Raw genomic sequence first — 14,410 nt, 5'->3', positions numbered from 1 at the left:
TTATACAGATATATACAGATATATACAGATATATACAGATATACAAGAAAAAAGTGATGAGCATAATAGATTTCTCTATTCTGCAACATCACCTTTATAAAAATTATTTTTCTTTTTTCTTGCTTGCAAACAAGCCAAATACCGAACTAGCCAATACTCCTAATACACTTCCCATACCACCTATACCAGTTTTTGGAATTCTTGGATTATTTGTTTTTGGTGGTGTCTCCGGTGGAGTTTCCGGTGGAGTTTCCGGCGGAGTTTCCGGTGGAGTTTTCGGCGGAGTTTCCGGTGGAGTCTCTGGTGGAGTTTCCGGTGGAGTCTCTGGTGGGGGTCCATTCACAGCAATATCCCTATAGTCTTCATTAACTCCCATAATAAATCCTGTATGTCTATATTGTCTAAGATTTAGGTCTTTTAGGGCCTCAAAACTATATTCTCTTAGATTGTCACCCCAAGGTTCTATGTCTTCACCTATTTCTTGCCATCTACCAGTATATGTTGTTATATTTGCACTTGACTCACTATGAAGTCCATGGATGTCAAACATTTCTTTCTTTATATTTTCTGGATGTTCAACATAGTAATAATTTGTTGCATAATAATCTTGCTTATCCTTATCTGATAAGTCCATGAAAGCAGATTGTGATATTTCTTGACCAGTTTTTTTATTTACATACCTATCCGCTAGCTTATTGAATTTTAGCAAGTCTTCATTTTCAGGCTCATCCGGATTTCTTCCTGGCAGGTCTTTTTTACTAAACCAAGCACTCCTAATATCTAGAGGCATATATGGTGACTTGCGAGCGACCTCATCGTCAACATCAAAGGTCACCCTTAATCCTACCGTTCCATAATTATTTTTACTGCTAAAGGTGTATATATTTAGGTTGCCAATATTAGCCTTACCACTTATACCAGGGTTGCCATTAGTATATCCTCTCTTTGCTATTAGCTTAACTTTATGGCCTAAAAGATCAGTATAGTCTCCCATTTCACTTTCATAACCAATGTTGCCTGTACCAAACCAACCATGGATAGATACATTTTTCTGTCTTTTTAGTTTTTGGTATTTTTCAGTAATCTTATTTTTTTCTTTTTTATATTCTTCACTCTCTTTGTCATTATATTTTTGATCTAGAGCATCTGTTTCACTTCTTAGCTTATTGTCGATGTAAAACTCATAGTAATTAAGCACTTCAGTGAGGTCTATCCCCTTAAAGTTGCTAAAGATATAGGATTTTTTTAGACTATCAATCTTACCTGCTTCTAAGTAGGCTGGTCTATTAGCTTCTGTTAAGAAAGTTTTATGAGAATTTTGCTGACTTGTTAAATCATTCATTGCATGCTCATATTCAGCCTCTAATTTATCTCGATATTCTTTTTTATTTGTGCCCGCATCAGCATAAACTTCGTCTGGTATGATGTCTATACGTTTTTTAAACAATTCATATTTAGCTGTTATTTCATCAGAACTTGAGATAAACTTACCCTTGCTATCACCTATACTCCAATCTTCTACTTCTAGCTTCTGGTCTTTATTGTAATATTTTGTACCTGTAGTTTTTTCCATAATACCTACTATTTCATCTCTTGTTAAATTATCTGAAAGACCCCTTTTTTTCAAATCAGCCTTAACCTTGCTTATAATCTGTTTTTCATAATCATTTAAAGCATCTTCTATATTTTCTAAGTCCCATATTTGATTAAACCTTGAACTATAATTGTCATTATTTCCAACAAGAGTAAATTCTATATTTTTAGCATTTTTAGGTAGTACAATATTGTAGTCACCGGCAGTTTTTCCGGCACCATATGAATATAGTGACTTAACGCTCACTTGGTACTCATATTTCCAGCTACCATCTGTTTTTTTCTCTACTTTACCAATTGGAGTCACATCTGGGTTTTTCTTGACCTTGCCAATTGGAGTGACATCTACTCCACCACGAGTCTGGTCAGCATTTGTCCTTCCGTCTATGCCCAGGCCAATTCCTGCTGGTCCAAAGCTTCCGGAGTCTGACGAAAAATCTTTTGCTCCATTAGCAGGACCTTCATCACTTTCAATTAGGTCTGCGTCTTGGAGTTTTTTCTTGGAAATTTTTCCATTTTCACTATAATCCTTAGTAAAGTCGGCTTTATAAACTTCATTAATCTTTTGAGTTGACTTTTTAATTTCTAAGTCTTTTATGGTCATAAGATTTTCTACGAACTTATCTTCTTTGACCTTGGTCTTTTCTCTATAGTCTCCGTACCTGCCGTAGCCATTAGCAATTTGGACACCTATATCAGAGGAGCTAGCCCCAGATGTCCTCATATATACTTCTAGGTCTTTATCCTTGCTATAATCATGACCCTTTTTAAGTTCATTGTCAATATATTCACCATAGTCATAAGATCTTTTTCCTATTTTAAGCCCTATTTTCTGATCGTCTCCAGTATATTCGCTTGGTCCACCTCCAGCACTTCCATAAAATCCATTTATATCAAAAGCTCCCGGCTTGATTAGCTCTGGATGGTTGAATATTGTAGAGTAGCCCTGTCCATAAATATCTTTTAGGCTTTGATTTATAGAGTCGTATTTACCCTTATCCTTATCATCAAATGGGCTACCCAAATAACTCCCATTCGAAGTACCATAGCCAGGTCTTTCTGCAAAATGACTTGGCTTACTTCCGGTTAATTCAAAGTTAAAGGCAGTTGGGTTAGTATCTGCTAATCCTGTTAAAATCCTAGCTCCTAGTGGCATATTAGGAGATTTTTCTACTACTGATTCGTCAACATCAAATTCTGCCTCAAGGGTGATAGGACCTCCACTTTGAGGGTTTACAATTCTAAAATGTCTGTAGTGGATTGCAGGGCTTAGGACATTGTCATTATCCTTCGGTTTATAACCGTCCTTATATCTTTCTTCGTCTATTACCGCTTTATCTCCGTATGGGGAAGTAGTTGAGTTGTCAAATTTTACATTTTTATCAAACTCTACGACCTTATTTTTAAGACTTTTTTTATCCTTTAGATCATTATAATAAGGAATAGAGAAGGTGTTTTCTCTATGCTTGTATTCATCATTATTCCAAACACTTTCTTCTATATATTTATCATTAGGTATGTATTCAGTTGGCCTTGGTATAGTCTTATTATCTGCTTCTATAAGGTCTCTTATGACCTTATCCTCAGTACTAGCTATTTCTAGGTCTACACCTACATTTTTGTGATCATAAGTGTAGGTCCCGTCATCATTTTTCTTATATTCTTGGACTCCGGTTAGTTTGAACTTGAGGTTTTTGGCAGCTATTGGAGCATATATATCAAAGTGGGTTGCAGAATACTTATCATTAGATGTTATAGAATTGAGTTTAACCTTATACTTATATTTATATGTTCCATCAGCATTTTTCTGAGCATATCCCATTGGAGAGACATCTACATATCCATTTGATTCAGTCTTTTTTATCCCTAATTCTTCATTTTTATAATTTAGACCAAAACGGTAAACATAGTCAACGATATTTTTTCTATCCTCTTTTGACATATCTTTTTCATTTTTTAATAGGTAGGAATTGACAAGGACAGCCTGATAGGCTCTTTCAACAATTTTATTATAGTTTTTCTCACCAAGTTGTTCTAATAGGGCACTTGGCGTTTCTTTTAATACCTTTTTTACCTTATCTAAATCTTCCTTGCTAGGCTCACTTCCCCTGTAGTATTCATAACTTATATTGCCATTTCCATCATCTATTTTTTTCACATATGATCCATAAAGTTTGGTTGGGTTTTCATAAACCTTGTCTGATCCTGCCCCGATTATATAATTTAATTTATAACCTTTTTCTTCGAAATAGTAGTGATATAGATCATATATTTTATCATTTGCTAAGTCATGTGCTAAAAGAATTCCTCTATCAATATTTTTGTATATTTTGAAACCCTTTGGTGACAAAAAATAAGCATTATCTCCCATGTCTATTTCGTAAAACCTAGAACTTTCATTTTTTTCTAAGCCTAGGAGGTTTATGTTCTTAAGCTTTGCTATCCATTCTTGGACCTTGACAAACTGGGAAGCATTTTCCTTGTATTTTGCAAATTCTTTATCAATTTCTTCCTGACTTAATTCCTTGCCCTTTTCAAATTTATACTTGCCAGTTCCTTCTTCTTCTATTGGATGATTTTGGTAATTTTTGTTATAGTTCTCATCCTCATAAGGAACCTCAGTTTTATTTTTTTCCTTTTCATCTGGTTTTTGGCTTGGGCTTTTTTGATCGCTAGGATTTTCTCCACTTTGTCGTCCGTCAACAGGACTAGGTTGTTGGTTGTTTTCACTACCTTCTACCCCCCCCTTGTGGATTTCCAACGCTTTGGCCTATATTGCCGGGTGGTAGGATGTCATTTTTTTCTTTAGAGGCATAAGAGCTTTGTGTCTGAAACACAAGTGTCAGACTCAGTGCCCCGGGAATCAAAAAATGTTTTATAATTTTTTTATTCATCTTTCTCTCCTTTCTCTCCTTTCTCCCCTAATATCGTTATTGGGTACATTTTAACATTTTTTGCAATAAGTGTCAAGAATGTCATTTATAAATGTACATGTCAAGAATGTTATTTACAAATGTACAAAAAATTATCACATAGTTCAACACACAATAGTTCAATACAATATAAAATCTTAATTAACTATTGCTATCAAATACTCCAAATCATAAAAAGTAGCTGAAGAAATTTCTACAAAAGAATCTTCAGGAAGTTTTCTAGTAATGTAAATATTAAAATTATCCACTTCAAAAAAATCAAAAGCATTTGTATTTTTAGGCTTACCAATCGAAACCGACGGTTTTAATTCAGTTGAACAATTTCAGCTACTCCAACCTTTAAGCTCAAGAGTTATATCCTTTTGATTTTCTTTTAAAAGTTTTTTTGCTTTTTCATTTATAACAACTTTTATATTAATCACTCCTAACAAAAAAGACTGTATAAACAGCCTTTTAAACAATTATTCCATTAACTACCAAATTTTCCATAAATAGAAAACTCATAGTTGAAACAGTAACAGTATCATTAACTGCTTTAATTCCATTCATAACATACACATCTATTCCATCAATATTTTCTAATGTATATTTATCTAAATTTAAAGGTTTACCTAATGAAGCCATTGGTTTTAAAACAACACCACTTCAAGAACTGCAACCTCTAACCTCAACAGTCATAACACTATTGTTTTTCTTTTCTAAAAAATTTTTAGCTTTTTCATCAATTATAATTTTCATAATATTCACCTCTAATGTTCTGATACAAAGAATATACCCTCAACAAAATTTATGAAACTTTTTATCAAAATATTTTTCTAATTATATTTTTGTAATTTTCTTCCATTGGAGCAAAAAATTCTTTATCATTAAGGTAACTAAGCTCACCTTCTATATTTTTAAAAATTATAGTTTCTGCGTGTAAAAACTGGTTCTTTAAATCAAAATTATTTCTAAAAAATTTATTAACTTCCATATCGCCATACTTCACATCACCAATTATAGGAAATCCCTTAGAACTTAAATGACTTCTAATCTGATGAGTTCTACCCGTTATAAGTTTTATCTTAAGCAAACTAAAATTTTCATTATTCCTTTCAACATAAACTTCTGTTATGGACTCCTTACCATTTGTTGAAATACTTGATTTGTTTTTTTCTTCGTTCTTTTCAAGTTTTTCATTAATGATAAAATTTTTCTTAACATAACCACTTACAACAGTTTTATAATATTTTTCAACAGAGGTTTCTTTAATTCTATTTAACTCTCTAAGCGCCATTGAATTCTTAGCCCCAATAACAAGACCTGAAGTATTTCTATCAAGCCTATTTATTATCGCAGGAACAAAAGTTTTTTCAACTCTTGGATTGTAATCACCCTTTTCAAGCAAGTAGCCAATCATAAAATCAACCAAATTATTACCATAATCCTCTTTTGAAGATGCATGAGATAACAAATTTTTCGGCTTATTCATAACAATTATATTTTCATCTTCATAAACTACATCAAGTTTTTTAGAATATGAATACTTCTTAGTCTTTGAAATAATCAACTTTTCAAGTTCTTCCTCATAAATAAAAATATTCACAATATCATTTTCATTTAAAATATAATTTGCATCAACTCTTTTTTTATTAACTTTTATCTTTTTAGTCCTCAAAAACTTTTGAATCATAGACGTACTAGCATTATTCAAATACTTTTTCAAAAACCTATCAATTCTTTGAGCAGAATCATTTATATTTATTTCAACATTTCTCATAGTTTCCCACTTTCATATTTTTGTTTACTTTTAACATCAAGCTATTAAAAAACATCACTCTACTTACTCCGTCATCCCTATTTGTGATGAAATTAAATTTTCTTTTTAGATTAGTCTAAGGTAAATTTAATTATATCATAATTTCCATTTTATATAATTTTTTTAAGGTAAATTATGATGAAATAAAATTTTCTGTTTAGATTAATTTATTGTGAATTTAATTATATCACAAAATCAAGAAAATAAAAAACACAACAAATGTTATATCCATCATTTACAAATGTACATTAAAGTATTTATTTGTTTAAATAAATATTTTTATTAAAAAAGGAAGTGAATTTTACTTTATCACTTCCTAAATTTTTTAATATTACATAATCTAACCTATAGACCACATAAATATTTAACTGTATAGGATACAAATATTCCTACATAATTTCCTAAAGCCCCTGCTATTATACCCATTATCAATCCTACATTTATAAGAGATTTCCAATTAGCTCCTGCCGCTGTAAGAGCAGATGTTGGTCCATCTACAATGCATCCTACCATTGATAAAATTACATATTCATATTTAATTTTTAATAATCTACATATTATTAAATGTACTAATATACAAAATATTAACATTAGTAATACATACAAAGTCATCATAAATGCTGAACCGATAAATTGTTTTAAATCAACTGCAAATCCTATTGTTGAAAGAAAAATTAAAGATAAAAACAATCCTAAATCTAAATTTCCTCTTAATTTTTTTACAGGTTTCAATTGAGAAATGATTATAGAAACAGTTGTAAGCATCAATAATCTTCCTGATTTCCAAAAATCTGCAGGAAATATTTTTTGAGAAATAATTGTAGTAAAAAATGTTACAGCAAAACCTATAGTAAGTAACCAAGTTATATCTTTTATTGACCATTTTTTATCGGACATAAGTGTTTCTTGTTCACCATCTTCTAATTCTTCATCACTAAGTTGATATGGCCAAAATTTATTCCATCTTTTTGATGCTTTAAGAATCATAGGAGATGCAAATAAAAATACCATAAGTGGTGTTGAAACAACATAATCTGCTGCATTTGCCGCAGCAAGAGTTTCTCTTGAACAATCAAGTCCTGTAGCTATAGCTGTTAAGTTAGGAGTTCCTCCTGTATAAGTTCCTACAAACATACCCGCGCATTTCCAACCTTCAATTATTTTCGGTGCAAAATAAATTCCCAATATTATAGCAACTATACAGACAGAAAAGATAGCAGAAACCAAAGCCAATAGAGGCTCTTTAGTAAGCTTTTTTAGCTCTTTAAAATTCATACTAAGCATACAAACTGAAATTGCAACTGGAACTAAATAAGTAGAAATTTCTCCATATAAATCATGAGAAATAGGAACAATATGGGTATTTGATAAAATAATCCCTAGTACTACAACTGTAAGAACAGGTCCTAAAGATTTAAAAACTTTATATTTTTGTACCCATAATGATAATGAAACCATTAGTAATATGACGAAAAGTAAACCGTCATTTCTTGTAATCAAAGCATTCAACAAATTTTCCCCCTTTAAATATATTGTTGTACATTCATTGTACAATAAATGTATTTAAAAAGTCAATATATTTTTTATAATTTTTGCTCTCACATAATTTACAAATATACAAAAAATCCCAAAGTTAAACTCTGGGATTTTTTTAATCAACTATTTATTTCTTTTTTTATTTATTGTAGCCATTGCTACCCTTTTTTCTAATTTTCTATTTTCCAATTAACTGATTTATTCTTTGAGTCGATTAAATCTTTATATAAACCATTGTTGACAATCAATTCACTATGTGTTCCGGATTCTTCGATATGTCCTTGGTTTAGAACTAAAATTTGATTTGCATTTCTGATTGTCTTTAATCTATGTGCAATCATTATAACAGTTTTATCTTTTGTCAGCTCTTCGATTGCATTTTGTAATTTATCTTCATTTTCAGGGTCAACATTCGCAGTTGCCTCGTCAAATATTATTATCGGTGCATCTTTTAGCATAGCTCTTGCGATTGAAATTCTTTGTTTTTCTCCTCCTGAAAGGTTAGAACCTCCCTCAACAATAATTGTATCGTATCCATCAGGTAAACTCATAATAAAGTCGTGGCACATAGACTTTTTAGCAACTTCAATAACTTCTTCTCTAGTTGCATTCGGCTTTCCAAATTTTATATTGTTTTCTATTGTATCTTCAAAAAGATAAACATTTTGGAAAACAAAAGAAATATTTTTCATTAAATTTTTAAGTGAATATTCTCTTATATCTTTTCCACCAATCAAAATACTTCCTGAATTTACGTCCCAAAATCTTGCAATCAAATTACAAAAAGTTGTCTTTCCGGAGCCTGACGGCCCAACTATTGCAGTTAAATTATTTTGATTTATCTTACAAGAAATATTATCCAAAATCTTCTTTTTATTGTAACTAAATTCAACATTTTTAAATTCTATATCAAAGTTATCAATTTCTTTTTCAACGCTTCCCTCTTTCATATCAGGAATTTCATTTACATAATTTAGTGAATCTATCGCATTTTCAGTAACTCTAAGAATTGCCATTACACTACCTGCTCCGATAATCCCATTAAAAATTACATAACTTGCAATAGTAAGCATAATTAAATCGGACAAAATTATACTACCTGCAACATACATATTAAAAGAAACATAAAGCATACAAGCTGTTGTTATGGCGATTACAATCTTTTGAATTATGTTGTAAGGAATTAAAGTTTTTTCCAAGCCCAATGTATAATCACGAACATCATCAAAAGATTTTTCCAAATCTTTATTATTTTCATTAACAAGATTATATGACTTAATAATTTGCATTCCTAAAAGTGCAGATAGAACTTGTGAAGTAAGTATTGCTTGTATCTTATGCGCCTTCATAGCATTTTTTCTGGATTTTCTTTCCATCATAGCAGTTACAAATAAAAATGCAAATATTCCTAAAGTTGCAATCAAAGCAATTTTGTAATTAAAGAAGAACAATCCAACAACAAAAACAAAAGTTGTAAGCATTCCTCCAAGTACCATTACAAGTAACATTGGCACCCACATTTCTATTTGACTTAAGTTTGTAGTCGCAAGAGTTGTAAGTTTTCCAAGATTAAAACTTGAGAAAAATCCCATTGGAACTTTTTTGATTTTTTCTCCAATTTCTATTCTCCTATGAGCAGACATAAAATATCCTGCATGAGTTTGTTGTAGCTGTGAAGTCTTTTGAGTAAAAATCTTCCCAACTACACATACAAGCATAATCAAAAATACAATTAAGGCATCTCTAGTTTCTAAAGTATTTGTAAAAATTTTATTTAGAATATAATAAATTGCGCCAAATTGAAAAGAGTTAAATATTGCATTTAAAAGTGCAAAGAAAATAGAAAATTTTATATTTTTTTGTTCTTTTATGGAAAAATTCCATATTTTTCTAAATACTGTAAGCATTACTCTTCCCCCTTTATTGCAGAATCCCACATTTCCTTATAAAGTTTTGAATTTTCAATAAGTTCATTATGTGTTCCTTTTGAATTTATTTTCCCATTTTCTATAACAAAAATTTCATCAACATTTGTTACAGTTCTAAGTCTATGAGCAATCATAATCAAAGTTTTACCCTTAACCAAATTACTGATTGACTCTTGTATAATACTTTCATTTTCAGCATCAATATAAGAAGTTGCCTCGTCCAAAATAACTATTGGTGCATTTTTAAGCATAGCCCTTGCAATAGAAATTCTTTGTCTTTCTCCTCCGGACAAATGACTTCCGCCCTCTCCAACAATAGTATCGTATCCATTCTCCAAATTTATAATAAATTCGTGGCAACCGGATTTTTTAGCCATTTCAACAATTTCTTCATCAGTTGCATCAGGTTTTGCAATTCTTATATTTTCCTTTATGCTAATATCAAAAAGAAAATTATCTTGCGAAACATAAGAAATCAAATCAGAAAGTTTTTTCAAAGAAATATCTTTCAAACTAACTCCACCGATTTTTATATCTCCCTTGTCAACATCCCAAAAACCTGCAATTAACTTTGTAATCGTACTCTTACCACTACCACTTGGTCCAACAAATGCAGTAGCTCTATTTTCCTTTATATTTAAGGATAAATCTTCTAAAATTTGTTTATCTTCATTATATGCAAATGAAACATTTTCAAAGTCTATATCAAAATTTTTAATTTCAAAATCAGAATTTGAATGTATCAATTCTTTTGAACTTAAAATTCCTTGAATTTCTCCTGTTATTGTTCCAATTCTAGCTAAATCATCAATATAAGCTGAAATCTTTATTAAATTTTCAATAGTTCCAAAAGATAAAATAATTATTGCAATTAAATTTACAACATTCAAACTCCCATTCAAATAAAAAATAACACTAAAAGGCAAAATAGTTAAAAGTCCCATTGGAGATAAATGCATCCCCATTGCAGACCTTATTGAACAAGACTTCATCCAATTATAGAAAAAACTGGCATTATCATAAACAGACTTAGAATATTTTTCATAAGAGCTGTCGCTTTGATTAAAAGCCTTAATAACCTCAACCCCATTAATATACTCAACAACTGAATTATTCATCTTTTGTCCTATTTCAACAGACTTTTTATAACTTAATTGATAGCTTTTATTCATAATTGTTGCCATTGCACCAAAACCAATTACAAGAGGAATTAAAGACAACAACATAAGACGCCAATCTAAAATCAACATATATCCTAAAAGCACAATAGGTCCAACTAAATTGGCTGTTACCTCAGGAATAATATGCGCCAAAGAAGTTTCCATATGGTCAACTTGGTCAACAATTATATCCTTTAATTTTCCCGTACTGTAATTTAAAATATCTCCTAAGGGCATTTTAAATAATTTCCCCATAATATCTTTTCTCATATCAGCCAAAACTTTAAAAGTTGCAGTATGAGAAATTAAAGTAGAAATCCCTGCAAAAACTTCTTTCAAAACGAAAGCTCCCAAAATAAAAATAATATTTTGTGTATAGAAAGAAATATCCATATTTCCACTAACAACTGAAACCACCAACTTAGCAAGAATAATGTAAGTTATAAGTCCCATTGCGACTCCCAAAATCGCAAAAACAACTGATAGTAAATAACTAAAAACATTTTTATTTACATACTTTTTTATCAGTTCCATAATTAACCCTCCTATCTATCTAAATTTTTAAAATAAATTTTTATCATATCTTTTAAATTTTCTTTATTTTTATAAAAGTTTCCCTTTGCCTTTAAAATTTCTCCTCCCAAAATTAAACTGTTTATAAAATCAGAAAAGAACCTATCATCTATAAAATCAAAATTAATACCCATATTTTTCAAAAGACTTCTCATATTAATCAAAGTTTCTCTTTCCAATTTCAAATATAAGTTTTCCAAAGATTCATCATAATTTTTTTCTTGAAGAAACATAACATAAACAGCCAAAAGCTCATTATCAGCTAAAATTTTCTCTACAATAATTTCGGAAATAATATCGTATTTATCTAAATCTTTATGCTCTTTTAAAAAATTATCTACAACATTATATCTATAATCACAACCATCTTCCATTAAATCATACATCATTTCCGTTGTACTCTTGTAATGTCTATAAACTCCACCTTTACTTAAGCCACTCTCTGCTATTACATCCTCCATAGTCGTATTGTGAAATCCCTTACGAATAAAAACATCCTTCGCACAATATCTAATCTGCCTCTTTCTCTCATCAGCAGGTAGTCTTTCATTACGCATAATAAATCTCCTTTTTGTAAATATTTATATTTTATACACTAAAACAAAGCGACACAATCGTCGTTAAATATATTATACAACTTTTAATAATTCTTTTCAATATTTTTTTAAAAAATTTATATTGATTTAGTATTTCTATTTACAAAAATATGAATATTTATATATGATATAAAAAATATGTTTTTTTTTAATTTAAAAAACAAATTATTTAGGAGGAAAAATTTATGTTAAAAAATCCGGTAGTATTAGTTATCAGCTTTTTAGTTCTTGCAATCTAGGATATTTTAAAAAAATATAATTAAATCAAAAAGTTAATAAAAATTTTTTGTTTTCTATTTTACATCTATTAGCATTTGATTATAAAATAATTTAACGAAATTTTATTAAAAATATCTTAGATGAAAGAATAAATAAAAAATCGACCCTTAAATCTTAAAGGTCGATTTCTTTCTATTTGAGTTATCTATTAACTCTCTTTTTTTCTTTTAAATGCTACAACAAATAGTCCTGCTGAAAGTATCATAAGAAAAGTGTACAATTCTATGTTCATACTATTAGCTGTCTTTGGAAGTGCCTTATTGTTAGCTACTTGTGGCTTTTTACCTGGTTGTGTTGGATCTTCTGTCCCTACAACTGGTGGATTTTTTGGTGCTGGTGTTACTGCTACTTTTTCAAATTTTGCATTTACTGTCATATCTTTATTGATAGTTGTATTTGCATCTAATGCTGGTTCCCAACCTGTAAATTTAAATCCAGCTTTTGCTGTAACCTTTGGTGCATCCTTTGCTAGGTCTGCTAATGTTTTTCCTGAATTCTTTAATACATAGAATGTATTTTTAGTTCCCATTGTTCCCTTTGCTGAGTCTGCTTTAAAGGTTACTGTCCAGTACTTGCTTGTATCTGCCGGTTTTCCGCCGTTTGGATCTGTTGGATCTACCGGTCCTACTATTGCTGGATCTGTAGGTGTTGGTGAAGGCAAAGGTGTTACTTTTGCCTTTACTGTTAATGCATTTGTTTGTGCAGTTAACAAACCTTTTGTTAATTTTACGCCTTTTCTATTGTTTTCTAATGTTAAAGCTGTTCCATCTATAGGATTTGTTGTGATTTTATATGCTCCAAAGTCTTTAAATTCTACATCTTTTGTTAAGCCTTGATTGTCTGTTAATGTTACTACAAGTCCTGATAGGTCTAGTTTTTCTCCTTCTGTGTAGCTTAGTTTTTTTGGTTGTTCTTTTACTACCATACTTTCTACATTTTCTGGGTCAAAATAGGTAACATTTAATGTTACATCCATCTCTCTATTGTCGTCAACTTTATACTTGTAAGTTACTTTATTTGTATCATCACTATCAACTGTAAGAGCATCAGTACCAAAACTTGCTCCAACTTGTGAAGTAACTTTATCTTTATCAAATTGCCCTGGGAACTCGCTATATTTAAATTCTCTTATGCCCTTAATTACTGTTATTTTGTATTGTTGATTTCTACAATAAAATCCAAAAATCTTTGTGTTTTTACTTACATCTAAACTTGTTAGATTGTTTTCATAACAATACAATTTAGTAAGATTTGTGTTGTTTCTTAAATCTAAACTTCTTAGCTTGTTGTTATCACACCTCAAGTTAGTAAGATTTTTGTTTTTACTTATATCTAAACTCTCTAGCTTGTTTTCACTGCAATACAAGCGAGTAAGATTTGTGTTGTTTCTTAAATCTAAACTTGTTAGATTGTTGTTATAACACCACAAGTTAGTAAGATTTTTGTTTTTACTTATATCTAAACTTGTTAGCTTGTTGTTATCACAATAAAATTTAGTAAGATTTTTGTTTTTACTTATATCTAACTTTGTTAGCTTGTTGTAAGAACAAAACAAGTCAATAAGCTTTGTGTTTTCTCTTACATCTAAACTTGTTAGCTTGTTGGATATACAATTCAATATAGTAAGATTTTTGTTTTTACTTATATCTAACTTTGTTAGCTTGTTTTTATTACAATCCAATTCAATAAGCTTTGTGTTTTCTCTTAAATCTAAACTTCTTAGCTTGTTTTCATAACAATACAATTTAGTAAGATTTTTAAAATATTCAATTCCTTTTAAAGAAGAAACTGATTGGCCGTATATGTAAATATTTTTAACCTTATTTAACTCGTCCTGACTTAAATAGTTATCTTTATCTTTATCAAAATTATCCTTTACATAATTTCTAAAAATTTCATCCTCAAAGTTTGTATCATTTATCTCTACATTGCCATTTGCATAGCTAGCTGTTGGATTTAAAGGTAGATAACCCATAAATATTACTAGAGCAAGAAAAAATCCCATTATCCTTTT

Annotated in this window: 8 protein-coding genes; all 8 read right to left on the bottom strand. The window is 30.0% G+C overall.

What is annotated here, in order from left to right; all coding sequences use genetic code 11:
• Window positions 1-103: 103 nt before the first annotated feature.
• The gene (locus tag HMPREF3181_RS05820; RefSeq protein WP_068474389.1) at window positions 104-4,354 is read right to left on the bottom strand and encodes a hypothetical protein; all 4,251 of its coding nucleotides are present in this window, start codon (window positions 4,352-4,354) and stop codon (window positions 104-106) included.
• A gap of 625 nt (window positions 4,355-4,979) precedes the next feature.
• Window positions 4,980-5,264, bottom strand: a complete 285-nt coding sequence (locus tag HMPREF3181_RS08080) for a CC/Se motif family (seleno)protein (protein WP_304438320.1) — start codon at window positions 5,262-5,264, stop codon at window positions 4,980-4,982.
• A gap of 64 nt (window positions 5,265-5,328) precedes the next feature.
• Window positions 5,329-6,285 carry an RluA family pseudouridine synthase gene (locus HMPREF3181_RS05815; RefSeq protein WP_068474384.1) on the bottom strand — a complete coding sequence of 319 codons (957 nt, stop codon included), beginning with the start codon at window positions 6,283-6,285 and terminating at the stop codon, window positions 5,329-5,331.
• 384 nt (window positions 6,286-6,669) lie between these two features.
• Entirely contained in the window at window positions 6,670-7,833 is a 1,164-nt protein-coding gene (locus HMPREF3181_RS05810) for a DUF819 family protein (RefSeq protein WP_068474612.1), read from the bottom strand.
• Window positions 7,834-8,030: 197 nt separating this feature from the next.
• The gene (locus tag HMPREF3181_RS05805; RefSeq protein ID WP_068474382.1) at window positions 8,031-9,767 is read right to left on the bottom strand and encodes an ABC transporter ATP-binding protein; all 1,737 of its coding nucleotides are present in this window, start codon (window positions 9,765-9,767) and stop codon (window positions 8,031-8,033) included.
• Complete coding sequence (locus HMPREF3181_RS05800) at window positions 9,767-11,482, bottom strand: ABC transporter ATP-binding protein (RefSeq protein WP_068474380.1); 1,716 nt, start codon at window positions 11,480-11,482, stop codon at window positions 9,767-9,769. The genes HMPREF3181_RS05805 and HMPREF3181_RS05800 overlap by 1 nt, the downstream gene beginning before the upstream one ends.
• 11 nt (window positions 11,483-11,493) lie before the next feature.
• On the bottom strand, window positions 11,494-12,078 hold the full coding sequence (locus HMPREF3181_RS05795; RefSeq protein WP_068474378.1) for a TetR/AcrR family transcriptional regulator: 585 nt from the start codon (window positions 12,076-12,078) through the stop codon (window positions 11,494-11,496).
• A gap of 466 nt (window positions 12,079-12,544) precedes the next feature.
• On the bottom strand, window positions 12,545-14,410 hold a 1,866-nt coding region (locus HMPREF3181_RS05790; protein ID WP_197415930.1), incomplete at its 5' end, for a leucine-rich repeat domain-containing protein.

Origin of the sequence: Parvimonas sp. KA00067 (assembly GCF_001553085.1) — a bacterium.
Classification (GTDB): domain Bacteria; phylum Bacillota; class Clostridia; order Tissierellales; family Peptoniphilaceae; genus Parvimonas; species Parvimonas parva.
Note: the sequence above shows the minus strand (reverse complement) of the source record. Positions and strands in the feature narration are given on the sequence as shown.